Below are 25,697 nucleotides of genomic sequence, written 5' to 3'. Positions count from 1 at the left end.
GGTCAACCTTCCTGGTGGTAGTCGAACAGCACACCTGCGGCGAGCAAGGCGTCGATACGCTCGGCCGTCAGACCGAGCACGTCGGTGCAGATCTCGCGGGTGTGCTCGCCCGGCATCGGTGCCGGGCGCAGTGGGGCACGGGGAATGCGACGGTAGGCCGTAGGCGCCGTCTCGGCGGGAATCGGACGCTCCAGCAGCGGATGCACCAGCTCGGTGAACACCTGGCGGTGCACGACCTGCGGATCGGCGGGCACGTCGGCCGCGCGATTCATCGGCGCGGCAGGAATGCCGTTGCACTGCAGCATGTCCGCGACCTCGAGTTTGTCGCGACCGGAGGTCCACGCGCCCAGCGCGGCGATCAGCGCCGATCGCTCCCGGGGCAGGTCCTCGCCCACCAGCGTGGCCAGGGCCGTCCGCTCGGCGTCGCCGGGCACCGAGATCACGCACCACTCGTCGTCGCCCCCGCACGGACAGACCGCATGCACGGTGCCGTCGTCGACGACGGGCACCCCTGCCGCGCGGGCTGATTCGACGACGTATCGGTCGGCCAGCTGATTGATCGCCACCTCGGCCTGCGACAGGTGCACGTGTGCGCTGCCGCCGCCGCGGTCTCGACGGATCAGTGCCGCCAGAGCCGCGACCGCGGTCAGCCGGCCGACCACGTGGTCGGGGAAGATCGTCGTCGCGTCGAAGAACTCGCCGGGCGGGGCGTCCGGGGACGTCCACAGCCGGGTGATGCCGGTGGACGCGCGCACCAGCGGCCCGTAACCCATTTGCGCGCTCCACGGCCCGTGGTCGCCGTAGGCGCTGCTCTCGGCGAGCACGATGTCGGGGTTGATCTCGCGCAGCCGCTCGATCGGGAAGCCCAGGGCGGCAAGCGTTCCGGGCTTGAAGTTGGCGAACACCGCGTCGGAGGTGGCGACCAGGCGGGCGAAGAGTTCCGCCCCCTCAGCATCGCGCAGGTCGAGCCCGAGGCTGTACTCGTTGCGATGGGTCAGCGCCCAGGACCGGCTCAGTGGCATTCCGGCCGGCGCCTGTCGCAGTCCGTCTGGATAGGCCGCACTCTCGATCTTGATCACCTCGGCGCCGAGGTCGGCGAACAGCCGGCCGAGCTCGCCGCCCGCGACGATCACACCGAGATCGAGGATGCGCAGACCGTCGAAGGGATACACCGGCGGGGGCGTCGCCGAAGGGTCCGATGTGGCAGGACGAAGCCACGTGGCGTCATCGGTTGCGGCAGACGGTGCGGGAGAACGGAATCCGAGACGGCCGCCGTCGACGGTGACGGGACCGACGGGGATCGTGAGCGTCGCATCCGGGGTCAGCGGCAGCTCGGCCAACGCTCCGGTGACGTGAAAATGCTCTGCACTCAACGCCTCTGCGGGAGTGCGGACCGCAGCGATCGGCACGCCGCGATCCCGGCCCTGCGCGACGAGCTCGTCCATCGACTGCGATGCGAACCGCGCGGCGATCGCCTCGTTCAGTTCCGCCGAGGCCGCGTATCGCGCGGCGATCGTCTCGAATTCGGGGCCGGCGAAGCGCGGCGGCTCACCCAACCATGCCCACATCCCGCGCCATTGCCGTGGCGACAGTAGGCAGATGCGGACATGGCCGTCGCGGCAGCCGAAGATCGGATAGATCTGCTGATTGCGGGGGCGGCCACGCCACAACGCGGTCGGCGGTTTCAGCCCGACCGCGGCCTGGCCTTCGGAGCCGTACGGCGGATCGAGCGCCTGCAGAACCGCCTCGAACCGGGAAAAGTCGATGAAATCCCCTCTGCCGCTGCGGGTCCGATCGAAGTAGGCAGCGAGCACGGCCCACGCCGCCTGCACCATGCCCGTCGCCGATCCGACGCCGACGGGCGGGAGTACCGGCGTGCCGGCGGTCGGCCCGGTCCGCGACAGCGCCGAGGAAAGTGCGTAGAACACCGCGTCGTTGCCCCGCCAGGATGCCCGCGGCCCGGTCAGCCCGAAGTCGGTGACCGAGAGCACGACCAGATGGTCGAATCGGTCCGCGAGCTCCCGGGCAGACACCCCGAACAACGCTGCGCCACCGGCGATTCCGCTGTCGATCACGATGTCGGCGCCCGCCGCGAGATCGAGCAGACGGTCACGGTCGGAGGCGTCGGCGGGATCCAGCGTCGCGCAGCGCTTGTTGGCGTTGTCCATCGCGAAACCGATTCCCGCACCGGCGATCGTCGGCGCCGCCGACCGTGCCGGACTGCCCCCGGGTGGTTCCACCTTGAGGACGTCGGCACCGAGGTCCGCCAGGATGCGCCCCACCCCGTCGCCCGCACCGGAGGACAGGTCGAGCACGCGCACGGACGTCAGCAGTGCTGCCTCGCCCATCGATCCTGCCTGCCCTTCTCAAGGTGCCCTCGGCGCAAAGATTAACCCGTTGCTCATCGGGTACGGGTTGACGGTCCGCCGATGCCTAGTTGGATGGGGATGAGGGGTGTTGGATGGGGGACATGGGAAGGGGATCATGACGACAGCCTGGACGACCGTGGACCGCCAACCGATCAGCGACGAGACGATCGACAGGCTGGACCGTTGGTGGCGCGCCGCGAACTACCTCTCGGTCGGCCAGATCTACCTGCTGGACAATCCGCTGCTGCGCACCCCGCTGGCGCGCGAGAACGTCAAACCGCGCCTGCTCGGGCACTGGGGCACGACTCCCGGCCTGAACTTCCTCTACGCCCACCTCAACCGGGTGATCACCGAGCGACAGCAGTCCACGATGTACCTGACCGGGCCCGGCCACGGCGGGCCCGGCATCGTGGCCAACGCCTATCTCGACGGCACCTACAGCGAGATCTACTCCGACATCACCGCCGACGCCGAGGGCGTGCGCCGGCTGTTCCGACAGTTCTCCTTCCCTGGCGGCATCCCGTCACACGTCGCACCCGAGACGCCCGGTTCCATCCACGAGGGCGGCGAGCTGGGGTATGTGCTCTCCCACGCCTACGGCGCGGCCTTCGACAACCCCGATCTGCTGGTGGCCGCGGTCGTCGGTGACGGCGAGGCAGAGACCGGACCGCTGGCGACCAGTTGGCATTCCAACAAGCTGGCCAACCCGGCGCACGACGGTGTGGTGCTGCCGATCCTGCACCTCAACGGCTACAAGATCGCCAACCCGACGGTGCTCGCCCGAATCCCGGAGGACGAGCTGCGCAGCCTGCTCATCGGCTACGGGCACGCACCGTACTTCTTCGAGGTGCCCGACGGCCCCTCAGCCGAGGATCACAAGGACGCGCACCGGCGGTTCGCCACGCTGCTCGACGACGTCCTCGACGAGATCGCCGCGATCAAGGCCCGTGCCGCCGACGGCGACGTCGCGCGCCCGGCCTGGCCGATGATCGTGTTCCGCACGCCGAAAGGCTGGACCGGTCCCGCCACCATCGACGGCAAGAAGACCACCGGGTCCTGGCGCGCACACCAGGTGCCGCTGTCCAACGCCCGCGACACCGCCGAACACCTCGCGGTCCTCGGGGACTGGCTGGCCTCCTACCGGCCCGACGAACTGTTCGACGACGACGGCAGGTTGCACGACGACATCGCGGCGCTGGCGCCGACGGGTGCGCTGCGGATGAGTGACAACCCGCACGCCAACGGCGGCCTGCTGCTCAAGGACCTGCGGCTGCCCGACTTCCGCTCCTTCGGGGTGGACGTGCCCGCGCCCGGCGCCACCGTCGCCGAGGCCACCCGCGTGCTGGGACAGTGGCTCACCGAGGTGATCCGGCGCAATCCGGAGAACTTCCGCATCTTCGGTCCCGACGAAACCGCATCGAACCGCCTGCAGGCCGTCTACGACGCAACCGACAAGCAGTGGAACGCCGAGCTGATCGGCCCCGAAGTCGACGAGCACCTGGCGCGCGCCGGGCGGGTGGTCGAGATGCTGTCCGAACACCAGTGCCAGGGCTGGCTCGAGGGCTACCTGCTGACCGGCCGGCACGGCCTGTTCAACTGCTACGAGGCGTTCATCCACATCGTCGACTCGATGCTGAACCAGCACGCCAAGTGGCTGAAGGTCACCGACAAGATCCCGTGGCGCCGACCCATCGCAAGCCTGAACTACCTTCTGTCCAGCCATGTCTGGCGCCAGGACCACAACGGGTTCTCCCACCAGGATCCCGGCTTCATCGATCACGTCGTCAACAAGAGCGCACACGTGGTGCGCGTCTACCTGCCGCCGGACGCCAACACCCTGCTGTCCACCTACGACCACTGCCTGCGCTCGCGCCAGTACGTCAACGTCGTCGTCGCGGGCAAGCAGCCCTCCCCCACCTTCCTGACGATGGAGCAGGCGATCGCGCACTGCACCCGCGGGCTGGGGATCTGGGAGTGGGCAGGCAACGAGGAACTGGGCACCGATCCTGACGTGGTGCTGGCGGCCGCGGGCGACATCCCGACGTTGGAGGCGCTCGCCGCCGCCGACATCCTGCGGCAGCACCTGCCGGACCTCAAGGTCCGGTTCGTCAACGTCGTCGACCTGATGCGGCTGCAGGACGACAAAGAGCATCCGCACGGACTGTCGGATCGGGACTTCGACATGATCTTCACCGCGGACCGCCCGATCATCTTCGCCTACCACGGCTACCCGTGGCTGATCCACCGCCTGACCTACCGACGGACCGGTCACGCCAACCTGCACGTACGCGGCTACAAGGAGGAGGGCACCACCACGACCCCGTTCGACATGGTGATGCTCAACGACCTGGACCGCTACCACCTGGTGATGGACGTGATCGACCGAGTGCCCTCGCTGGGGTCGCGATGCGCCACGCTGCGCCAGCAGATGGCCGACAAGCGCATCGCCGCCCGCGAGTACACCCGCGCTCACGGTGACGACATCGGCGAGGTCAAGGACTGGGTGTGGCCCGCGGCCCGCGAGTCAGGTTTCGGGGTCGCCGGTGCCGACTCCGACACCGGTGGCGACAACGAGTAGCTGACCTGCGCGGATCGCCGGATTCGGTAGTCTGAGCCGGTTATGACTGTCACGACTGGGACCGGCGTGTCCGCTGAGCCGCACCCGCTGGTGGAGCAGCTGGCGGCGTTGCATCACGCCCGCGCCTACGTCGACGTCGGTGTCGTCGTCGTGGTGCTCGCGCTGACGAACCTGATCGCGCACTTCACCACGCCGTGGGCCAATGTCGTCGTGGTCCCGGCCGCCGCGATCGGTCTCGTCGTGCTCGTGCGCTCACGCGGCCTGGGCTGGCATGAACTCGGGCTGGGGCGGGAGCACTGGCGCTCGGGCGCCGGCTACGCGCTGGGCGCCATCGCGGTGGTCGGCACCGTGATCGCGCTCGGGACACTGCTGCCGTGGACCCGGCCGATGTTCTTGAACAACCACTACGCGACACTGTCGGGCGCGCTGCTGGCCTCGATGATCATCATTCCGCTGCAGACCGTGATCCCCGAAGAGCTCGCGTTCCGTGGTGTCCTGCACGGCGCGTTGGACCGAGCCTGGGGATTCCGCGGCGTCGCCGCCGCAGGCTCACTGCTGTTCGGCCTCTGGCACATCGCCACCTCGATGGGCTTGACGGCCAGCAACGTCGGGTTCACCCGCATCTTGGGCGGCGGCCCCTTCGGGGTGATCGTCGGCGTCATCGGTGCCGTCATCGCCACGGCCGCAGCCGGCTTCGTCTTCACCTGGCTGCGCAGGCGCAGCGGCAGCCTGATCGCACCGATCGCGCTGCACTGGTCACTCAACGGGCTGGGGGCGCTCGCCGCGGCGCTGGTCTGGCATCTCAGCTGACCGCGCAGCTGAACCGCTAACGCCCCCTAATTGCGCCGCTGCACCATTCCGACGATCCAGAGCAGGATCACCGAACCGAGGACCGCGGTGAACAGCGTGAACCACCATCCGCCGCCCGCGGTGTCCAGGAAGAAGCTGAGCAGGAAGCCACCGATCAGCGCGCCGACGATACCGATGACGATGTTCATCAGGATGCCCGAGCCCGAGCCTTTGACGATCTTGCCCGCGATCCAGCCGGCGATCGCGCCGATGATGATGTAACCGATCCAACCCACGCTGGTCTGAGTGGTCGAACGCGCCAGATACTCCGTCGCTGCCACGATCTCGGTGGTGGTCATGTCGATCTCCTGCCTGTCGCAGTCAGGCTCGATTGCGGCCGCAAGCGAGCCTGACTCCGGTATAGCCCCGGCAGGTCACGGTTCGGTCAGTCCATCGGACACGATCGAACGACGCATCACGCAGGCGGCAGCATCCCCGGTGCGGTGTTCGGGTCGACCGGTACCGGTGTGCCGACGGCCGGGCGCGGCGGCGGCGCGTTCGGATCCGCGGGAGGCGGCGGGGCGCCCGGGTCCGTAGGAGGCGGCGGCGGCGGAGGCGTCCACGGCCGGATCGAGTTCGCCAGCGTGACGGCCTCGGCCTGCGGGATCGGACTGGTCGCGGTGCCCAGCCAGACGACGAACCAACGCTCGGGGGCACGTTGCCCGCGCGGGGTACCGGGCGCCGTCGGGTTGCCGACCACGCCGGCCCAGATCTGGCCGTTCGGCTTGTTGGTGTCGGTGAACTTCACCTCGTAGGACGACGCCACACCGGTCATGCCGTTCGCGTTGAGCGGGACGGTCTGCTGGTTGATGCGGGTCCCGGGGAAGGGCATGAAGAACTCGCCCATGTCGGAGGCGAGGCGCTGGGCCGCCTTCGTGTTGTCGGTCTCGGCGCCGGCGAACAGCTTCAGATCCAGACGACCGAGCAGCACGCTGGTGTCGTTCGGCGCCGGTGCGTCCGGCGGCGATCCGGCGGGCGGCAGCTTGCTCAGCAGCGCCTGGCCGTAGGACAGCGAGGCCGCGTCGGCCACCTTCCAGCCGGCGGGCACGACGTAGCTGAATCCGCCGGCGGCGTTGTCCACGCGACCCGGCTCGGGGGCGGGCGGCGGCGGGGGCGCCGGGGCGTTCGGATCGACAGGCGGGGCCGGCGGCACCGGTGCATTCGGATCCGCGGGCGGCGCCGGCGGCGCAGGAGCGGGAGCCGGGGCCGGTGCGTTCGGGTCCACCGGCGGAGCTGCCGGTGCGGGCGCACCCGGAGCTGCCGGTGCTGCCGGAGCAGGCGGTGGCGGCGGCGAAGGTGCCGGCTGCGCTGTCGCCACGGCGGGCAACGTCAACGCGGCGACGGTCGCACCGGTCAGGGCGGCGAGCCCGATCGACGTCGACAGGCCTTTCCGGCGGGGTGACGACATGTCTGGATCACGCATGCCGAAGAAACTACCGTGTTACTGCCGTGACGCAAGTGTGTGCAGCTGAGAATGTACCAAATTGTGACATAGCTATCGCGATGATCACCGCAGCACAAGGCTATTTGACGATTTGCTGACACAACGAGCACCCCGGCGCGGGGCTCGGGGTGCGGTGAGCGAGTCGGGCGGCGATCCCCGGCGGGCTCAGGGGTTTGATCGCAGCGCCCCGCGCCACCGTTACCGGCGTGGGCGCGTCGACTGCGGCCGGCTACCTACCCTCCAGTAACATGGGCGGGACTCGCTGGGGTTCAGCGCCGAACACAACAGGAGGCCGATGATGGATGTGCTGATCACGGGATGCGACACCGACCGGGGCCGCGTCATCGCAGAGAATTTCAGCACCGCCGGCCACCGCGTGATCGTCGCCGGTCGGCGAGCCGATGACGTGGAACTGCTGGCCAAAGAACTCGAGACAGACGCGGTGGTCCTCGACACCACCGATCCCGCGTCGATCGCGGCGGCGAACAATCAGCTCCCCGCCCACCTGGACACCGTGATCAACGTGCCGGCTCCGCTGCGGGCTGCCGGGGACCCGCGGTCCTACACCCTGGTCGACCACGCCGCCGAGTGGCGGAGTCTCTTCGACGCCGGCCTGCTCTCCGGTGTCTTGACGGTGCAGACGCTCGGCGACCAACTGCGGTCGGGCGGCTCCATCGTGACCGTGATCGGTGATGCGATGACCGAAGGCAGTGCCGCGGCCGCGGTCAAGGCAGCGGTGTCGTCCTGGACGGCCGGGCAGGCGCACCACTTCGGTGTCCGCGGCATCACCGTCAACGCGGTGGCGATCGGCCGCGGTACCGAGCCCGGATACGCGGGTCTGGGCTCGTCGTCGCCGACCGTGGACGCCGAGATCGCCCGGCTCGCACTGTTCCTCACGACACCGGCGGCCCGGCACATCACGGGACAGACCCTGCATGTCAGCCACGGCGCACTCGCCAATTTCGGCTGAAGGTCAACCGCCCTGAGCGACTGTTTATTCCATCCATTGTCGAGCTTCGCCACCGGCGAAACCATCTAGAACGCCCTGGTCAGACTGCGTAATGTCGGCCGGGTGACGATTCGACTCGGATTGCAGATCAACAACTTCTCCTACGGGACCGGCGTGGGTGAGCTCTTCCCCACCGTCACCGCGCAGGCCAGAGAAGCCGACGAGGCCGGCTTCGATTCGGTGTTCCTGATGGATCACTTCTACCAACTGCCGGGCATCGGCAACTACGACGAACCGATGCTCGAGGCGTACACCGCACTCGGCGCACTCGCTGCCGCCACCCAGAATGTCCAGCTGGGCACGCTGGTCACCGGTAACAGCTACCGCAATCCCACCCTGCTGGCCAAGGCGATCACGACGTTGGACGTGATCAGTGCCGGCCGTGCGATCCTCGGCATCGGCACCGGGTGGTTCGAACTCGAGCACGACCAATTGGGTTACGACTTCGGCACATTCACCGACCGGTTCGACAAGCTCGGTGAGGCGCTGGAGATCATCCTGCCAATGCTCGCCGGCGAGAGGCCCACCGTCGCCGGAAAGTACTACCGGACCCAGGAGGCGCTGGCCAATCCCCGCTTCCGCGACCACATCCCGCTGATGATCGGCGGCAGCGGTGAGAAGAAGACGATTCCCCTGGCGGCCAAGCACTTCGACCACCTCAACGTGATCGCCGGCTTCGACGAGCTCGCCCGCAAGGTGGCCGTGGTCAAGCAGCGCTGCGAGGAGATCGACCGCGATCCGGCCACGCTGGAGACGTCGATGCTGATCGGCGCGCTCACGGGCGACGGCGTGACCCCGGACATGATTCCCGACGATTTCAAGCAGCGGATGGTCGCCGGCAGCGTCGAGGACATCGCCGAGCAGGTCCAATCCAAGGTGCTCGACGCGGGTATCGACGGCGTCATCCTCTTCGTGCCCACACAGACCGTCGGGTACCAGCCGGGCCAGATCACTGCCCTCGGTGAGGCGCTGAAGCCGCTGGTCACGCGGTGAGCCGACGCGGTGGGGTATCTCACCGCGCCGCCCGGAAGCGCGACGGCTAAGGTTCTGGTTGTTCTGAATGGGTAAAGAAGTTCCGTTAAGGACACCCGCGAGAACCGTGCACAGGAGTAGCCATGAGCCATCCCGGAGCCAACGCATCCGATCGCCACAAGGTGGTCATCATCGGATCGGGATTCGGCGGTTTGACTGCAGCCAAGACGCTCAAGAAGGCCGACGTCGACATCAAGTTGATCGCCCGCACCACCCATCACCTGTTCCAGCCGCTGCTGTACCAGGTGGCGACAGGCATCATCTCCGAGGGTGAGATCGCGCCGGCCACCCGCGTGATCCTGCGAGACCAGAAGAACACTCAGGTTCTGCTCGGGGATGTCACGGGGATCGACCTGAAGACCAAGACCGTGCGTTCGGAGCTCCTCGGCCACACCTACGTCACTCCGTTCGACAGCCTGATCGTCGCCGCCGGTGCCGGCCAGTCCTACTTCGGCAACGATCATTTCGCCGAGTGGGCGCCGGGCATGAAGACCATCGACGACGCCCTCGAATTGCGGGGCCGCATCCTCGGTGCCTTCGAGCAGGCCGAACGGTCCAGCGATCCGGCCCGCCGGGAGAAGCTGCTGACCTTCGTCGTTGTCGGCGCGGGGCCAACCGGCGTCGAAATGGCAGGGCAGATCGCCGAATTGGCTGACCAGACGCTCAAAGGCGCGTTCCGCCACATCGATTCGACCAAGGCGCGGGTGATCCTTCTCGACGCGGCCCCGGCAGTCCTGCCCCCGATGGGCGAGAAGCTCGGCAAGAAGGCCCAGGCCCGGCTCGAGAAGATGGGCGTGGAGATCCAGCTCAACGCAATGGTCACCGACGTCGACCGCAACGGCATCACGGTCAAGGACCCCGACGGCAAGATCCGCCGCATCGAGGCGGCCTGCAAGGTGTGGTCGGCGGGCGTGTCGGCCAGCCCCCTGGGGCGGGATCTCGCCGAGCACTCCGGCGTGGAACTCGACCGCGCCGGCCGCGTCAAGGTCCTGCCGGATCTGTCGATCCCCGGCTATCCCAACGTGTTCGTCGTCGGCGACATGGCCGCGGTCGAAGGGGTGCCGGGAATGGCGCAGGGCGCCATCCAGGGCGCCAAGTACGCCGCCAAGGCCATTCTGGCCGGACTCAAGGGCGCCGACCCGTCCGAGCGGGAACCGTTCAGCTACTTCGACAAGGGCTCGATGGCCACGGTGTCGAAGTACAGCGCGGTCGCGAAAGTCGGACCGATCGAATTCAGCGGGTTCATCGCCTGGCTGTCGTGGCTGGTGCTGCACCTGGTCTATCTGGTCGGTTTCCGGACCAAGATCGCCACCCTGCTGTCGTGGACGGTGACGTTCCTGGGCCGCAACCGCGGTCAGCTCACGATCACCGAGCAGCAGGCGTACGCACGAACACGCATCGAGGAACTCGAGGAGATCGCGGCCACCGTGGACCAGAAAGCGGCCAGCTAGAAACCTGCGAGGGACCCGATGAACCCCATCGGGTCAGGCGCTGTGCCGATCGGCTGGAACACCACCGTGTCGATGCCGACGGCGCGGTAGGCGGCTGCGCCGTCGCGAATGGCGTCGAAGGAACCGCCGACTCCGAACTCGGTGTCCGGAATGACGTGCCACCGCCGCGCCTCCTCGACGAGTCGGTCGCCGACGCCCGTCGTCGTCGGGACGCACGCCAGGTACATGACGCGCCGGAACTGCGCCGCATCGCGCCCTGCACTGCCGCGGGCGACGTGTTCGAGCGCGGTGGTGACGCTGGCTGCGGTGTGCTGGCAGTCGAGCAGCACCCCGTCGGCGATCGCCCCGGCCAGCGCCAGCGTCCTGGAGCCGGTGCCGCCGATGAGCACGGGTACCGCCGTGTCGGGAACCCAGTCCAACCGCGCCGCGTCCAAGCGGACGTAGTCGCCGGTCGTGCTGACGGTCTGCCCGGCGAGCAGGTCTCGTAGGGCCGTGACGTATTCGCGTAGGCAGGTCATCGGCGAGGTCACCGCCACTCCGGCCTGACGCATCCAGTCCTGGACGCCGTGCCCGATACCGACCTGCACACGTCCGGGGAACATCGTGGCCAGTGTCGAGATCTCCAGTGCCGTGGCCACCACGCTGCGCAGCGGTGCGGGGAGCACTCCGATGCCCACCACCAGCGACCGGGTCGCCGCCAATGCGACAGCGGCCTGCGCGATCCCGCCCTGCAGGAAGCAGTCCTCCCAGAGCCACACCTCGTCGAAGCCCGCGCGCTCGGCCTGCTCGCAGAACGGGGCCAGCAACCGCGGGTCGCCGTCGGGACGCCACACAACCCCGTCCCGCTGCGTCACAGCCGATCCCCCTGCCAGGTGCTCAGACATCCGCCGCCGGCCAGCGCGAGTACCACCCCCGGGGCATCGATGTCAGTGGCCGGATAGTGGAATTCGGCTTCGTAGGCGCGCGGCGCAGTGATCTCGTCGTCGGCCACGGCGCCGCTGCCCAACTCGATCCGGTGGCGCAGCAGCGCGGCGCCGTCCAGATCGGCCCGCAGCGTGCCCGACCAGAAGCCCTGCCGCTCACCGGATCTGCCGATCTGCACGCGTTCCCGCACCCGCACCGACGCGCCCGCGGACAGCGCCAGCGCGGTCTGCACGACGTGGCGCGACGGGCCGGCCACGATCGTCGGCTCCGGGTCCAGATCCAGCTCGCCCGCGACCTCCACGGTCCAGCACGCGTGCGACTCCGCGGTGGCGGCACCGGGCAGCACCACAGTCGCCGCCACGGTGCACAGCCGGAGCCGGGCGCCCTCCTCCACCACCACACGCATCCGGATCACGTCGCCGCCCAGCGGGGTGGCCGCGGCCGACACCAGGTGCACGGTGTCCGGCCCGGTCCGCCGCACCGCGACGGCGCCCGTGCCTTCCATATGCGGGGAGCGCCCGGGCCGCGCCACGATCAGCACATCGGAGCGCACCTAGACCGCCTGGGTGACCCGCAGCTGCTCGCGCACCCAGTCCAGCACCGGCGTCGCCGCCGGGTCGGCGGTCAGGGAGATCATCGCGAAGGGGCGATCCGCGCGGACTGCACCCGCATCGCGGCGCATCACACCGAGATCGGCGCCGACCATCGGGGCCAGGTCGGTCTTGTTGATCACCAGCAGGTCCGAGAACGTCACGCCGGGACCACCTTTGCGCGGCACCTTGTCCCCTCCCGCCACGTCGATCACGAAGATCTGCACGTCGATCAGGCCCGACGAGAACGTCGCGGTCAGGTTGTCCCCACCGGATTCGACGAGAATCAGATCCAGATCGTCGTGGGCGGCGATCAGGTCGTCGATCGCGTCGAGGTTGGCGGTGATGTCGTCGCGGATCGCGGTGTGCGGGCAACCGCCGGTCTGCACCGCCGCGATGCGGTCGTCCGGCAGTACTGCGTTGCGGCGCAGGAAATCCGCGTCCTCTGTGGTGTAGATGTCGTTGGTCAGCACCGCCAGGGACAACTCGTCCCGAAGCTGACGGCAGAGCGCGGCGACCAGCGCCGTCTTACCCGAGCCGACCGGCCCGCCGACGCCGATACGCAGCGGCTCACCAGGTTGACGTACCCGGCGCGGGCGGTCGGGGCGGTCATGGGAGTGGCCGACGCCGTCGATGAGATGTGGTGGCATGCAAGCTCTTTCCGGTCAGGACGCGAACAGGGGGCGGTCACGGTCGAGGTGGCGCTGGGCGAGAACGTCGAGCAGCGGATCGGACAGGTCGGCCAGACCGTGGGTGGCCTCGGCCGCGGTGTCCTCGCACAGTGGGGCCAGCGCGAACGTCAGCGCCGCGACGTCGCCGGGATCCAACGCCAACAGTCGCTGCGCAGCCGTGGCCGACCCCGTCATCGTGGTGTAGACGATCGACAGCGCGGTGTGCTCGGCGGCGATCCCGCTGACACGCCCGACGACGCCCGCCGCGACCGCCAGGTGCGGCGTGGGTCCGAGTGCGGCCCAGTCGGTGTCCGGCCAGACGCGCCGGGCCAGCCGCACCAGTCCCCTACCCTGTGCCCGTGAGCTCGCGCGAGCGGCGGGCGCCGGTGTGCGCGCATCGGTTTCGGCTTCTCCCGAACCGCCGGCGGCCGAGGAGAGTGCGCCGCCGTGTACTGCTGCCGCCAGGGAAGCTGTGACGAGGCCGGTCGTGCGGATGCGGCGGTGCAGATACGCCCGCAGCGTGGGCAGGTCGACGACCAGGCCGCTGGTCACCGCCTCCTCGACCCCACCGGAGTGCACGTGGCCGCCGGTGGGCAGCCGCGAATCCGCCAGTGCGAGCAGCGTCGTGATCATCAGAACAAGAAGAAGCGTTGCGCCATCGGCAGTTCCGTGGCCGGTTGCTCCTGCCACACCTCCCCGTCGATGTGCACGGTGAACGTGTCGGGATCGACCCGGATGTCGGGCAGGGCGTCGTTGAGCGGCATCTGCGCTTTGCCGATCGAGCGGACGTTCTCCACGGCGACGAGGCGGCGGCGCACCGCGAGACGATCGGCCAGTCCGTCCTCGATCGCCTGTGGCGCGACGAAATGCACCGACGTGGCGGCCGCGGCGGTGGGCGTCGCGCCGAACATGGGGCGTGGCAGCACCGGCTGCGGTGTGGGGATCGAGGCGTTCGCGTCACCCATGGCGGCCCACGCGATCATCCCGCCCTTGAGCACCGCATGCGGCCGCACGCCGAAGAACGCCGGCTCCCACAGCACCAGATCGGCGAGCTTGCCCACCTCTACCGAGCCGATCTCGCGGTCCATGCCGTGGGCGACCGCCGGGCAGATCGTGTACTTGGCGACATAGCGCTGCGCCCGGGTGTTGTCGGCCCGCGTGTCCCCGGGCAGGAAGCCGCGGCGGCGCTTCATCACGTGCGCGGTCTGCCACGTCCGCAGCACCACCTCACCGATGCGGCCCATGGCTTGGGCGTCGCTGCCGATCATCGAGATCGCGCCGATGTCGTGCAGCAGATCCTCCGCTGCGATCGTCGAGGGCCGAATCCGGCTCTCGGCGAACGCCAGATCCTCGGGCACGCTCGGATTCAGGTGGTGGCACACCATGAGCATGTCGAGGTGCTCGTCGAGGGTGTTGACCGTGTGCGGTCGCGTCGGGTTGGTGGAACTGGGCAGCACGTTCGGCTTACCCGCCACCGTGATGATGTCGGGCGCGTGCCCGCCGCCGGCACCTTCGGTGTGGTAGGCGTGGATGGACCGGCCCTTGATCGCGGCCAGCGTGTCCTCGACGAAGCCGGCCTCGTTGAGCGTGTCGGTGTGGATGTTGGCCTGCACGCCGGCGGCCTCGGACACGGTCAGGCAGGCGTCGATCGCCGCCGGGGTGGTGCCCCAGTCCTCGTGCAGCTTGAACCCTGCTGCACCGCCACGCAATTGCTCCCACATGGCCTCGGCACTGACGGTGTTGCCCTTGCCGAGCAGCGCGACGTTGAGCGGCCAGCTGTCGAGCGCTTCCAGCATGCGGGCCAGATGCCAGGACCCGGGCGTGACGGTGGTGGCCTTACTGCCCTCCGCGGGACCGGTACCGCCGGCGACGATGGTGGTGATACCGCCGCCGAGCGCCTCCTCCATGATCTGCGGGCAGATCAGATGGACGTGGCAGTCGATCGCGCCCGCGGTGACGATGCGGCCGTTGCCGGAGATGATCTCGGTGGACGGGCCGACCACCAGGTCGGGATGGACGCCCGACATGATGTCGGGATTGCCCGCCTTGCCGATCGCCACGATGCGGCCGTCGCGGATGCCGATGTCGGCCTTGATGATTCCCCAGTAGTCGAGGATCACGGCCCCGGTGATCACGGTGTCCGGCGCACCGTCGGCGCGGGTGGCACGGGACTGCCCCATCGACTCGCGCAGCACCTTTCCGCCGCCGAACACCGCCTCGTCGCCGGCCAACCCGGGTCCGCCACTGCGGTCCTCGGTGATCTCGACGAACAGATCGGTGTCGGCCAACCGGATGCGATCACCCGTCGTCGGGCCGTAGAGCGCTGCGTAGCGCGCCCGGGACAGTGACGTCATGCTTCGTCCCATCTGCTCTTCGCGCAAGCGCTCATCGCGCGTCCGATCTGCTCTTCGCGCAAGCGCTCATTGCGCGTCCGATCTGCTCTTCGCGCAAGCGCTCATCGCGCATCCAATCTGCCCGGTGGGTCCAGACTCAGGCCGTACACCTCGCGCGTGCCGCGCAGCGGCACCAGACTCACGCGCTGTGCAATGCCCGGTTCGAAGCGGATCGCGGTGCCGGCCGGGATGTCGAACCGGTACCCGTGAGCGGCGGCGCGGTCGAAGTCCAGCGCCGAATTGGCTTGCGGCACATGAACGTGGCTGCCCACCTGCACCGGCCGGTCACCGGTGTTGACGATGTCGAGCTCGAGGCGTTCCGCGCCGGCGTTCAGCTCGATGTCGTCGTCGTCGAAGACGAATTCGCCGGGGATCATGCGATCGGATCGTGGACGGTGACGAGCTTGGTGCCGTCGGGGAACGTCGCCTCGACCTGGACGTCGTGCAGCATCTCGGGAATCCCGTCCATCACCTCGTTGCGGCCGAGCACGGCGCGTCCGCTGACCATCAGCTCGGCGACGGTGCGTCCGTCGCGAGCGCCCTCGAGGATGTGGTCGGTGATCACCGCGACGGCTTCGGGGTGGTTCAACCGCAAGCCGCGCGCCTGGCGGCGACGGGCGAGTTCGGCGGCATAGGAGATCAACAACCGCTCCTGTTCATGCGGTGTCAGGCGCATAGACGGCGATCCTGCCACGACCGGCCGCGCTCAGCAGCGCACACGGGCGGAGCTACTCCTCGGTCATGTTCTGCAGGCGCACCTGGCCGCGGGCGACCAGCCGCCCGCTCTCCTCGGCGCCCTCGGTGATGGTCACCAGCCACAGCTGCTGACGCCGGCCCCGGTGGATGGGTGTCGACCTGGCCGTCACGGTGCCCGAGCGGATGGCGCGCAGGAAGTCGGTGGTGTTGTTGACCCCGACGACGTACCCGCCGCCGTTCTCGGTCAGCCAGACATGGCCGGACACGCTGGCCATGCTCTCGATGACCGCGCAGTAGACCCCGCCGTGCACGATGCCCCAGGGCTGCAGCAGTACATCGGTGATCTCGAGTGTCGCGCGGCCGCCGTCGGAGGACATCTCCTCGTAGCGCAGGCCGAGCACCGTGTCGAAGCCGTCACCGAGTCCTTCGGGAAGATCAGTCACGGATCGTGTCTACACGTCGCCGACAGGACCCGAGCGAACGGGCCCCACGCCATGCGGCGTGGGGCCCGTCCTGTGGTCGGACCGGGGGTCTCTGCAGCCCTCAGGACTCCGGCGCGGTCCGGGTGGTACCCGATCAATATAGGCAAGGCTGCCCTAATTAAGCAAGAGCTTCCTCGCGATCGGTCGGTGGCCCCCGCGCACCGGCAGACCGAAACTCATCAAGGCATCGAGTACGGCCTGGGTGCGGCGCATGCTCACCGCCTCACTGCTGCCGGCCAGCAGAGGGATCTGCGTCGCCGCGCTGACTGCGGCGGCGCCGACGGCGTGCCACATCACCGACACCGGCGTCCCGTCGCCTTCGGCGCAGAGGCGGGTGAACAGTGGACCCAGTGCCCGGTGGCTGCGGTGAGCCACCCACGTCGTCAATGCCGCTTCACTGGGCAGCGCGATGATGCCCTCGCGACGGAGGGAGCGGCGGCCGGCGAACGCCGGATCGTCGGGCAGAGCTCGCAGCGTCGGATCCGCCACGCCCACCCAGTCGATGGTGCCCTCGGAATCCACGTGCACCCAGAGGTTTTCCGGTCCGGTGTCCCAGGCCCGGCCTTCCAGGACCAGCAGCGGAATCACCCGACCGACGACGACGTGGGCGAACGTCGCTGCAAGCTGCTGGGTGACGGTGGCGGGGTTCCCGATCTCGGCCAGCCCGGCTGCGTACATCCGCGGCAGGCGGTCGGTGGTCAGCAGCTCGGCCAGCGGCCACCAGCGGCGCCGGGACAGGTCGCCCATGACCGCGACGCCGTACACCCGCGGACTGTCGGGTTCGAGCTCCCGCAGCCGGCTGGTGGACGCGTGGATCGGCAACGGACGCCTGATCGTCATGCTCGTGATGAGCGGATCGTCGACGAGAACCGACACGGACACCTCCAGTGAGTTAGGTTAGCCTTACTATAACCACGAGGGAAGCCCGCTCCGCAGGAGGTCGTCGCCGTGATCGGACTCACATCACCGCCCGGCACCGGTGTGTGCTCGACCGGCGTTGCCAACGAAAAGCTCGTCGCACTTGATACGACGCGCGGTAGTAATCCCGTAGTAGGCTCACAACCACCGCCGGTAGGAGAGAGGACCATGCCGAAGTTGACACGGCTCGGAGAGCTGGAGCGCTCCGTGATGGACCATCTGTGGTCCGCGGGGGAGCCGCAGACCGTGCGGCAGGTCCACGAGACGCTGTCGTCGGAACGCGACCTCGCGTACACGACGATCATGACCGTGCTGCAGCGGCTGGCCAAGAAGAACCTGGTGGTCCAACACCGCGACGACCGGGCTCACCGCTACGCCCCCACCCACGGGCGCGACGAACTGGTCGCGGGACTGATGGTCGATGCCCTGGACCAGGCCGCGGACTCCGGGAGCCGCGAGGCGGCGCTGGTGCATTTCGTCGAACGCGTCGGCGCCGACGAGGCCGCTGCGCTGCGCCGGGCACTGGCCGAACTCGAGGACAAACACCGCGCAGGGCCACCCGCTGGCGATCACGGCACCACCTGAGAGACACTGACAGCGTGTCCGCGCTGGCCTTCACCATCGTCGCCCTGATGTTGTCGGGGCCGGTGCCTGCATTGCTGGCCCGCGCATCATGGCCATTACGCGCGCCGCGCGCGGCGATCGTGCTCTGGCAGTCCATCGCGCTCGCCGCCGTGCTGTCGTTCTTCTCCGCGGGTATCGCGATCGCGAGCCGGCTGTTCGAGCCCGGTCCCGACGGCAGGCCCACGGCGACGATCGTCACCGCGCTGGACGATCTGGGGTGGCCTCTGTGGACCGCTTACATCGTCGTCTTCGCGCTGACGCTGGTCGTCGGGGCACGGTTGGTCGCTTCCGTCCTGCAGGTGGCCATCGCCACGCGGCGCCGCCGCGCCCACCACCGGATGATCGTCGACCTCGTCGGCGCACACCCGACCCGGCCGATGGCCGCCCACGGGGTCCGCATCCTCGACGTCGCCCAACCGCTGGCCTACTGCCTGCCCGGCGTGCGCAGCCGCGTCGTGGTCAGTGAGGGCGCGCTGAACACGCTGTCGGACAACGAGATCTCGGCAATCCTGTCGCACGAACGGGCACACCTGCGGGCGCGGCACGACCTCGTGCTCGAGATGTTCACCGCGGTGCACGCCGCCTTCCCCCGCATCGTGCGCAGCGCACACGCTCTGAACGCGGTGCGGCTGCTCATCGAGGCGCTCGCCGACGACGCCGCGGTGCGCCACACCGGACCCACTCCCCTGGCGCGCGCACTGGTCGCCTGCGCCGCCGGACACACGCCGCGCGGCGCGCTCGCCGCCGGCGGCCCGACGACGGTGGTGCGGGTGCGTCGCCTGGGCGGCGCCCCGAACAGCCGCGCGCTCGCCGCCGGCGCGTACGTCTGCGCCGCCGCGGTGCTCGTCGTGCCGACGATCGCGCTGGCCGTGCCGTGGCTCACCGAGCTACACCGGCTGTTCACCGCTTGATGCTTGCCTGACCTGACACAACCGCACAACGAAAGGCGCCCTGCATGACCGACTCCGCCAGCTCGACGACAGGCACCGCGCAGATCGGGGTGACCGGCCTTGCAGTGATGGGGTCGAATCTGGCGCGCAACTTCGCCCATCACGGGTACACCGTCGCGCTGCACAACCGCACCACCGCCAAGACCGACGCGCTGCTCGCCGAGCACGGCTCGGAAGGAAAGTTCGTGCGCAGCGAGACGATCGAGGAGTTCCTCGACGCGCTGGAGAAGCCGCGCCGCGTGATCATCATGGTCAAGGCCGGCGACCCGACCGACGCCGTGATCGACGAGCTCGCCGACGCGATGGAGGAAGGCGACATCATCATCGACGGCGGCAATGCGCTCTACACCGACACGATCCGCCGGGAGAAGGCGATCCGGGAGCGCGGCCTGCACTTCGTCGGCGCCGGCATCAGTGGCGGTGAGGAGGGTGCGCTCAACGGCCCGTCGATCATGCCGGGCGGGCCCGCGGAGTCCTACAAGAGCCTCGGCCCGCTGCTCGAGGAGATCTCCGCCCACGTCGACGGCGTGCCGTGCTGCACCCACATCGGCCCCGACGGCGCGGGCCACTTCGTGAAGATGGTGCACAACGGCATCGAGTACTCCGACATGCAGCTCATCGGCGAGGCCTATCAGCTGCTTCGTGACGGGCTGGGCATGAGCGCACCCGAGATCGCGGATGTGTTCGCCGACTGGAACACCGGCGATCTGGACAGCTTCCTGATCGAGATCACCGCGACCGTGCTGCGTCAGACCGACACCGAGACCGGTAAGCCGTTGGTCGACGTCATCCTCGACGAGGCCGAGCAGAAGGGCACCGGCCGGTGGACGGTCAAGTCGGCGCTAGACCTGGGCGTGCCGGTCACCGGCATCGCCGAGGCGGTGTTCGCGCGTGCCCTGTCCGGATCGGTCGCCCAACGCAAGGCCACCAGCGATCTGGCCTCCGGCGCCCTCGGCGAAAAGCCCTCTGACGCAGAACAATTCATCGACGACGTCAGCAAGGCCCTGTATGCGTCGAAGATCATCGCCTACGCCCAGGGCTTCAACCAGATCCAGGCGGGTAGCGCCGAGTACGACTGGAACATCACCCCGGGCGACATGGCCAGGATCTGGCGCGGCGGCTGCATCATCCGGGCCAAGTTCCTCAACCGGATCACCGATGCGTTCGACGAGAACCCCGATCTACCGACCTTGATCGCCGCGCCGTACTTCCGCGAGGCGATCGAGGCCGGCATCGACAGCTGGCGCCGCGTCGTGGTGAAGGCCACCGAGCTGGGCATCCCGATCCCGGGCTTCTCGTCGGCACTGTCCTACTACGACGCGCTGCGCACCGAGCGGCTGCCCGCGGCGCTGACCCAGGGGCTGCGCGATTTCTTCGGCGCGCACACCTACGGGCGCATCGACGCTGACCCCGCAAAGCGCTTCCACACGCTCTGGAGTGGGGACCGCAGCCAGATCGAGGCCTGATCCCTGCGCGAGCAGACGCAAACTCGCGTGTTTCGGGCCTCCAGAGCCCGAGTTCGCGTCTGCTCGCCGGGGAAAGTGACCGCACTAGACTCGTCGGCGTGAAGTTCCTCGAGGGCCACCGGCCGCCGTACGACCTGACCTACAACGACGTCTTCATCGTTCCGGGCCGCACACAGGTCGCCTCGCGTTTCGACGTCGACCTGTCCACCATCGACGGCTCCGGCACCACGATCCCAGTCGTGGTGGCCAACATGACCGCGGTGGCCGGCCGGCGGATGGCCGAGACCATCGCCCGCCGCGGAGGCATCGTCGTCCTGCCCCAGGACCTGCCGCTCTCGGTGGTCCAGCAGACCGTCGAGTTCGTCAAGAGCCGCGACACCGTCGTCGACACGCCGGTCACCCTCTCCCCCGACGACTCCGTCTCCGATGCGTGCGCGCTGATCAACAAGCGGGCGCACGGCGCTGCTGTCGTCGTCGCCGACGGCCGCCCGGTCGGCCTGGTCACCGAATCCGCCTGCACCGGCGTCGACCGCTTCACCCGAGTGCGCGACGTCGCGATATCGGACTTCGTCACCGCGCCGGTGGGCACCGACCCGCGCAAGGTCTTCGACCTGCTCGACCACGCACCGCAGAAGGGCGCCGACGTCGCGGTGCTCACCGATGGTGACGGCGCCCTGGCCGGCGTGCTCACCCGCACCGGTGCCGTGCGCGCCGGCATCTACGCCCCCGCCCTCGACGCCCAGGGCCGGCTGCGCATCGCCGCCGCGGTCGGCATCAACGGTGACGTGGCGGCCAAGGCCCGCGGTCTGGCCGACGCGGGCGCCGACCTGCTGGTCATCGACACCGCCCACGGCCACCAGGCCAAGATGCTCGACGCGATCGCCGCCGTCGCCGCACTCGACCTCGGGCTGCCGCTGGTGGCGGGCAACGTCGTCTCCGCCGAGGCCACGCGGGACCTGATCGCCGCGGGCGCGTCGATCGTCAAGGTCGGCGTCGGTCCCGGCGCGATGTGCACGACCAGGATGATGACCGGCGTCGGTCGCCCGCAGTTCTCGGCCGTCGTCGAATGTGCCGCGGCAGCAAAGGAACTCGGCGGTCACGTGTGGGCCGACGGCGGTGTGCGCCATCCCCGCGACGTCGCACTGGCGCTGGCCGCGGGTGCGTCGAACGTGATGATCGGCTCGTGGTTCGCCGGCACCTACGAATCCCCCGGCGACCTGCTGCACGACCGCGACGACAGGCCCTACAAGGAGAGCTACGGCATGGCGTCCAAGCGTGCGGTCGCGGCGCGCACCGCGGCGGACAGCGCCTTCGACCGTGCGCGCAAGGGTCTGTTCGAGGAGGGCATCTCGACCTCGCGGATGAACCTCGACCCGGCGCGCGGCGGCGTGGAGGACCTGCTCGACCACATCACCTCCGGCGTGCGCAGCACCTGCACCTACGTCGGCGCGCGCACATTGCCCGAACTGCACGACAAGGTGGTGCTCGGGGTGCAGTCAGCCGCCGGCTTCGCCGAGGGTCATCCCCTGCCGACCGGATGGTGACGGGTAGGCGAGCACCTGCCCGCAGACCTCGACGGTGACATCGGCGCCGGGCGCGACGTCGACCCGGCCGGGGGTGCGCATCCGCACCGCGGCGCCGTCGGGGAGCGCGAGGTCCACGGCCGTGTCCGGGCCGTAGAAGCGGCACGCCGTCACCCGGGCGGGCGCACCGGAGCCCAGGCGCAGTTGCTCGGGTCGCAACACCACGACCGCGGGGCCGTCGGGCACCCGCAGCAGCGCGGGCAGCGGCCCCAGCGCCGTGCCGACCACGCCCGCCGCCGCAGTGCCGGGCACCTCCACCGTCGCGCCGACGAATCGGGCTGCCGCGAGTGTGGCCGGACGTTGATACAGCTCGGCCGAACTGCCGTGCTGAGCGACGGAACCGTCGATGAGCAGGGCCACCGAGTCCGCCAGTGACAGTGCCTCGGTCTGATCGTGGGTGACCAGGATCGATGTCGTCGCGGTGTCCCGCAGGATCGTCGCGATGTCCTCACGAACCCGGGTGCGCAGCCCGGCGTCCAGCGCCGCGAACGGCTCGTCGAGCAGCAGGACACGCGGCCGGGCCGCCAGCGCGCGAGCCAGCGCCACCCGCTGCTGCTGCCCCCCGGAGATCTCGTGCGGGCGGGCGTCGGCGAGCCCGCCCAGGCCGACCACCTCGAGCCAGTGCTCGGTCCGCTCACCCCGCGGCATCCCGAACGCCACGTTGGCACCGACGCTGAGGTGCGGGAAAAGCGCACCCTCCTGCGGCATCAGGCCGACGCGGCGCCGATGCACGGGCACCGGCGCGGACCCACCGGCCACCAGCCGGCCGGCGATGCGGACCGTGCCTGCGTCGGGGTCGGCGAAGCCGGCGAGGATGCGCAGCAGCGTCGTCTTGCCGCAGCCCGACGGGCCCAGCACTGCGGTCATCGTGCCCTCGGGGACCACCAGATCCACCCCGGCGAGCACGCGCCGCGCCCCGAAGGACTTCTCGATGCCGTGCGCGGCCACACCGGCTTCCGGCTCGGGAACGGTGTCAGTCACCGCGCACACTCCACGCGCCCAGCAGCGCCGTCGGCACGGCGGCGAAGAGCAGCAGCGCGGCGGCGTAGGGGGCCGCGGCGGCGTAGTCACTCACCGAGCTGTAGCCCCACAACCTGGTGGCCAGTGTGTCGGTGCCGGTCGGATGCAGCAGCAGCGTCACCGGCAGCTCCTTCATGCACGTCAGCAGCACCATCGCCGCGCCCGCCGCGATACCCGGCAGCGCCACCCGCGCCGTCACCGCGGTGAACGCGCGCACCGGCGGGCGACCCAGCGACCGTGCCACCTCCTCCAGCCGGATGGGCGCGGACTCGATCGCCGCACGCACCGAACCGACGGCCAACGGCACGAACAACACCGTATAGGCCAGGATCAGCAGCGGTTCACGCTGGTAGATCGGTCGCAGCAGCAGCACCCCCAGCGACACCATCGAGATCGCGATCACGATCGCCGGTAGACCGTGGGCCACGTAGCTCGCACCCTCCAACGCCCGTGTGGCGCGGTCGCGGTGCCGGGCGGCCAGCACCCCGAGCGGCAGCGCCGCGAGCGTCGACACGACCGCCGCGGCAGCCGACAACCACAGCGTCGCCCCCAGAGCCGACATCCACAGCTCGCCGTCCCAGCGGGTTCCCGCGGTCCTCAGCCAGTCCGCGAGCTCTGCTCCGGGCACGACGACCGCGGCGGCCAGCACCGCGACGGGCACGAGCAGCGCCGGCCCCTGCCACCGGCCGAGCCGGCTGACCGGCGCGGGTCGCGGCGCGCCTGAGCCGACGCGCGAGGCTGCCGCGCGTCCGCGCGCCGCGTGCTCGGCGACCACCAGGGCCACCGCGAACACCAGCAGCACCAGCGACAGCACCGCCGCCCGGGACGGATTGAACCCTGAGCGGTAGGCGCCGTAGATCACCCACGTGAACGCCTCGAAGCGCATCGCGGCCACCGCCCCGAAGTCGCTGAGTACGTAGAGCGCCACCAGCAGCGCACCCGCGGCGATCGCCGCGCGCGCCTGGCGCAGCGTCACACCGAACAGCACCGCCCAGCCGCCCCGGCCCAGCGACCGGGCCACCTCCTCCTGCGCTGGATCGACCCGGGCCAGCGCCGCCGTCGTCGTCAGCAGCACCAGCGGATAGCTCACCAGCGTCAGCACCAGCACCGCGCCCCAGAACCCGGCGATCGACGGCACTGCCGACACCCACAGGTACGCCAGCAGATAACTCGGCATCGCCAGCGGCAGCGTCAGTGCGACGCTCCAGATCCGCCGCGCCGCAAGGTCGGTGCGGGTGAGCAGGACTGCCAGCGTCACCCCCAGCAGCACGCACGCTGCCGTCACGGTGACCACCAACAGCACCGACCGCCCGATCAACGCCACGGTGCGCGGCTGCATCACCTCGTCGACGACGGCGGTCCAACCTCGCGACAGCGCGCGATCACCCAGATAGACCAGCGGGATCAGAGTCGCCGCAGCCACCACCGCCGCCGCGGCGAGCAGCAGCGCCGGCGGGCGGGCCGCCCGGACCGAGCCCGCCGTCAATTGGTGAGTAGGCCGGTCTTGACCAGGAGTTCCTGCGTGGTCTCGATGTCGTCGAGCTGAGACAGATCGACCGCAGGAGGCTGCAGCTCACTGAGCGGCGGCATCTGCGACGACGGCGCGACGCCGGCGGCCAGCGGGTACTCCTCGGTCTCCTGAGCGAAGTACTTCTGCGCGGACTCGCCCACGAGATAGGACGCAAACCGTTGTGCGCCTTGCGGATTCGGGGCTGCCTTCAACACGCCGACACCCGCGACGTTGACCAGGCCGCCGGGGTCGCCGGCTGCCATGAACTTGTTCTGGGCCGTCACCGCGTCGGCGCCCTTGGCGTCGATGAGTTCGTAGAGGTAGTAGTGGTTGACCAGACCCAGCGGCACCTGACCGGCGTCCACGGCGTCGCGTACGGCGACGTTGTTCTCATAGGGCTTGGGATCCTGGGCCTTGAACGCGCGCAGCCACTGCTCGGCACCGTCGTCGCCACGCACGACCCGCAGCCCGGTGACGAACGCCTGCCACGACGCGTTGCTCGGGGCGAACGCGATCTTGCCCTTCCACTCCGGCGCGAGCAGTCCGTCGATGGTGTCCGGCGGCGTGGGCACCAGCGTCGGGTTGTAGACCACGACACGCGCGCGGCCGGACACGCCGACCCAGGTGCCGTCGGCGGCCGCGTACTGCGCGGGCACCGCCTTCAGGGTCTCGGCGTCGACAGGGGCAAGCAGTCCGGCCTTCGACACCGCGCCGAGCGCACCGGCGTCCTGGGAGAGGAACACATCAGCCGGGGATTTGTCACCCTCGGTGATCAGTTGAGCGGCCATCTCCCCGGAGCCGGCGTAGCGCGCCTCCACCTCGATGCCGGTTTCGTCCGTGAACTGTGTGAGCAACGGGGCCACCAACTCCTCGCTGCGGCCCGAGTAGACGACCACCTTGTCCGCGTCATCGGAGGTGTTCGACGACCCGCAGGCTGTCAACGCCACGAGCGCGGCGACGGTGGCGAGCGCCCCCACCCACCGGGAGGGTTTCGTGACCGAGTGAGTGAGCGGCTGAGTGCGCGACTGCGTGAGCGACTGCGTGAGCGACAACGGGGGGGTCCGCCTTTCCTGATCGTTGGCTGTGAACTTACCATTATCTAAGGCGAGCCTAACCAGACCGATCGCCCGGCTCGGGA

Annotated in this window: 24 protein-coding genes; 9 read left to right on the top strand and 15 right to left on the bottom strand. The window is 69.5% G+C overall.

What is annotated here, in order from left to right; genetic code table 11:
- Window positions 1–2: 2 nt before the first annotated feature.
- A complete protein-coding gene (locus ACZYYX_RS18610) occupies window positions 3–2,348 on the bottom strand; it encodes a CaiB/BaiF CoA transferase family protein (protein ID WP_463816068.1) in 2,346 nt (781 codons plus the stop codon).
- A 136-nt stretch (window positions 2,349–2,484) separates the two neighbouring features.
- Here ACZYYX_RS18610 and ACZYYX_RS18605 point away from each other — a divergent pair, with 136 nt between their 5' ends.
- Together ACZYYX_RS18605 and ACZYYX_RS18600 are read left to right on the top strand one after the other, a co-directional pair.
- Window positions 2,485–4,947 (top strand): phosphoketolase family protein, encoded by a 2,463-nt coding sequence (locus ACZYYX_RS18605; protein WP_463816067.1) that lies wholly within the window; start codon window positions 2,485–2,487, stop codon window positions 4,945–4,947.
- Between the two features lie 42 nt (window positions 4,948–4,989).
- Window positions 4,990–5,757, top strand: a complete 768-nt coding sequence (locus tag ACZYYX_RS18600) for a lysostaphin resistance A-like protein (RefSeq protein ID WP_463816066.1) — start codon at window positions 4,990–4,992, stop codon at window positions 5,755–5,757.
- A 26-nt stretch (window positions 5,758–5,783) separates the two neighbouring features.
- On the opposite strand, the gene ACZYYX_RS18595 is transcribed toward ACZYYX_RS18600, so the two are convergent.
- Together ACZYYX_RS18595 and ACZYYX_RS18590 are read right to left on the bottom strand one after the other, a co-directional pair.
- Entirely contained in the window at window positions 5,784–6,095 is a 312-nt protein-coding gene (locus ACZYYX_RS18595) for a GlsB/YeaQ/YmgE family stress response membrane protein (protein WP_463816065.1), read from the bottom strand.
- Between the two features lie 116 nt (window positions 6,096–6,211).
- Window positions 6,212–7,219, bottom strand: a complete 1,008-nt coding sequence (locus ACZYYX_RS18590; RefSeq protein WP_463816064.1) for an APA family fibronectin-binding glycoprotein — start codon at window positions 7,217–7,219, stop codon at window positions 6,212–6,214.
- A gap of 319 nt (window positions 7,220–7,538) precedes the next feature.
- Between ACZYYX_RS18590 and ACZYYX_RS18585 the strand changes: the two genes are divergently transcribed.
- From ACZYYX_RS18585 to ACZYYX_RS18575, 3 genes are all read left to right on the top strand, one after another.
- Window positions 7,539–8,210 carry an SDR family oxidoreductase gene (locus ACZYYX_RS18585; RefSeq protein ID WP_463816506.1) on the top strand — a complete coding sequence of 224 codons (672 nt, stop codon included), beginning with the start codon at window positions 7,539–7,541 and terminating at the stop codon, window positions 8,208–8,210.
- A 102-nt stretch (window positions 8,211–8,312) separates the two neighbouring features.
- Window positions 8,313–9,242 carry an LLM class F420-dependent oxidoreductase gene (locus ACZYYX_RS18580; protein ID WP_463816063.1) on the top strand — a complete coding sequence of 310 codons (930 nt, stop codon included), beginning with the start codon at window positions 8,313–8,315 and terminating at the stop codon, window positions 9,240–9,242.
- Between the two features lie 122 nt (window positions 9,243–9,364).
- The gene (locus ACZYYX_RS18575) at window positions 9,365–10,732 is read left to right on the top strand and encodes an NAD(P)/FAD-dependent oxidoreductase (protein WP_463816062.1); all 1,368 of its coding nucleotides are present in this window, start codon (window positions 9,365–9,367) and stop codon (window positions 10,730–10,732) included.
- Here the strand turns inward: ACZYYX_RS18575 and ACZYYX_RS18570 are convergent.
- The 9 genes from ACZYYX_RS18570 to ACZYYX_RS18530 form a co-directional block, all read right to left on the bottom strand.
- Entirely contained in the window at window positions 10,729–11,586 is an 858-nt protein-coding gene (locus tag ACZYYX_RS18570; protein WP_463816061.1) for an LLM class flavin-dependent oxidoreductase, read from the bottom strand. The genes ACZYYX_RS18575 and ACZYYX_RS18570 overlap by 4 nt on opposite strands.
- Complete coding sequence (locus ACZYYX_RS18565) at window positions 11,583–12,209, bottom strand: urease accessory protein UreD (RefSeq protein WP_463816060.1); 627 nt, start codon at window positions 12,207–12,209, stop codon at window positions 11,583–11,585. The genes ACZYYX_RS18570 and ACZYYX_RS18565 overlap by 4 nt, the downstream gene beginning before the upstream one ends.
- The gene (gene ureG, locus ACZYYX_RS18560; protein ID WP_463816059.1) at window positions 12,210–12,896 is read right to left on the bottom strand and encodes an urease accessory protein UreG; all 687 of its coding nucleotides are present in this window, start codon (window positions 12,894–12,896) and stop codon (window positions 12,210–12,212) included.
- Between the two features lie 15 nt (window positions 12,897–12,911).
- Window positions 12,912–13,550 (bottom strand): urease accessory protein UreF, encoded by a 639-nt coding sequence (locus tag ACZYYX_RS18555; RefSeq protein WP_463816058.1) that lies wholly within the window; start codon window positions 13,548–13,550, stop codon window positions 12,912–12,914.
- Window positions 13,550–15,271: an urease subunit alpha gene (locus ACZYYX_RS18550; protein ID WP_463816057.1), complete on the bottom strand. Its 1,722-nt coding sequence runs from the start codon at window positions 15,269–15,271 to the stop codon at window positions 13,550–13,552. Before ACZYYX_RS18550 ends, ACZYYX_RS18555 begins: the two co-directional genes overlap by 1 nt.
- A 101-nt stretch (window positions 15,272–15,372) precedes the next feature.
- A complete protein-coding gene (locus tag ACZYYX_RS18545) occupies window positions 15,373–15,687 on the bottom strand; it encodes an urease subunit beta (RefSeq protein WP_463816056.1) in 315 nt (104 codons plus the stop codon).
- The gene (locus ACZYYX_RS18540) at window positions 15,684–15,986 is read right to left on the bottom strand and encodes an urease subunit gamma (protein WP_463816055.1); all 303 of its coding nucleotides are present in this window, start codon (window positions 15,984–15,986) and stop codon (window positions 15,684–15,686) included. Before ACZYYX_RS18540 ends, ACZYYX_RS18545 begins: the two co-directional genes overlap by 4 nt.
- 52 nt (window positions 15,987–16,038) lie before the next feature.
- Complete coding sequence (locus ACZYYX_RS18535) at window positions 16,039–16,449, bottom strand: PaaI family thioesterase (protein ID WP_463816054.1); 411 nt, start codon at window positions 16,447–16,449, stop codon at window positions 16,039–16,041.
- Between the two features lie 153 nt (window positions 16,450–16,602).
- Window positions 16,603–17,364: an iron reductase gene (locus ACZYYX_RS18530; RefSeq protein ID WP_463816053.1), complete on the bottom strand. Its 762-nt coding sequence runs from the start codon at window positions 17,362–17,364 to the stop codon at window positions 16,603–16,605.
- Window positions 17,365–17,574: 210 nt separating this feature from the next.
- Between ACZYYX_RS18530 and ACZYYX_RS18525 the strand changes: the two genes are divergently transcribed.
- The 4 genes from ACZYYX_RS18525 (at window position 17,575) to ACZYYX_RS18510 (ending at window position 21,990) form a co-directional block, all read left to right on the top strand.
- On the top strand, window positions 17,575–17,991 hold the full coding sequence (locus ACZYYX_RS18525; RefSeq protein ID WP_463816052.1) for a BlaI/MecI/CopY family transcriptional regulator: 417 nt from the start codon (window positions 17,575–17,577) through the stop codon (window positions 17,989–17,991).
- 14 nt (window positions 17,992–18,005) lie between these two features.
- Window positions 18,006–18,941 carry a M56 family metallopeptidase gene (locus tag ACZYYX_RS18520; protein ID WP_463816051.1) on the top strand — a complete coding sequence of 312 codons (936 nt, stop codon included), beginning with the start codon at window positions 18,006–18,008 and terminating at the stop codon, window positions 18,939–18,941.
- A 44-nt stretch (window positions 18,942–18,985) separates the two neighbouring features.
- Window positions 18,986–20,446 (top strand): NADP-dependent phosphogluconate dehydrogenase, encoded by a 1,461-nt coding sequence (gene gndA, locus ACZYYX_RS18515; protein WP_463816050.1) that lies wholly within the window; start codon window positions 18,986–18,988, stop codon window positions 20,444–20,446.
- A gap of 98 nt (window positions 20,447–20,544) precedes the next feature.
- Window positions 20,545–21,990 (top strand): GuaB1 family IMP dehydrogenase-related protein, encoded by a 1,446-nt coding sequence (locus ACZYYX_RS18510; protein WP_463816049.1) that lies wholly within the window; start codon window positions 20,545–20,547, stop codon window positions 21,988–21,990.
- On the opposite strand, the gene ACZYYX_RS18505 is transcribed toward ACZYYX_RS18510, so the two are convergent.
- The 3 genes from ACZYYX_RS18505 to ACZYYX_RS18495 all read right to left on the bottom strand — a co-directional run bounded on the left by ACZYYX_RS18505 (window position 21,943) and on the right by ACZYYX_RS18495 (window position 25,536).
- Complete coding sequence (locus ACZYYX_RS18505; RefSeq protein ID WP_463816048.1) at window positions 21,943–23,010, bottom strand: ABC transporter ATP-binding protein; 1,068 nt, start codon at window positions 23,008–23,010, stop codon at window positions 21,943–21,945. The genes ACZYYX_RS18510 and ACZYYX_RS18505 overlap by 48 nt on opposite strands.
- Window positions 23,003–24,388: an ABC transporter permease gene (locus ACZYYX_RS18500; protein WP_463816505.1), complete on the bottom strand. Its 1,386-nt coding sequence runs from the start codon at window positions 24,386–24,388 to the stop codon at window positions 23,003–23,005. Before ACZYYX_RS18500 ends, ACZYYX_RS18505 begins: the two co-directional genes overlap by 8 nt.
- A gap of 143 nt (window positions 24,389–24,531) precedes the next feature.
- Window positions 24,532–25,536: an iron ABC transporter substrate-binding protein gene (locus tag ACZYYX_RS18495; RefSeq protein ID WP_463816047.1), complete on the bottom strand. Its 1,005-nt coding sequence runs from the start codon at window positions 25,534–25,536 to the stop codon at window positions 24,532–24,534.
- Between the last annotated feature and the right edge of the window lie 161 nt (window positions 25,537–25,697).

It is taken from the genome of Mycobacterium sp. IDUB_1 (assembly GCF_055419625.1).
The sequence above is the reverse complement of the archived record's forward strand: the minus strand, read 5'-3'. Positions and strand labels throughout refer to the sequence as shown.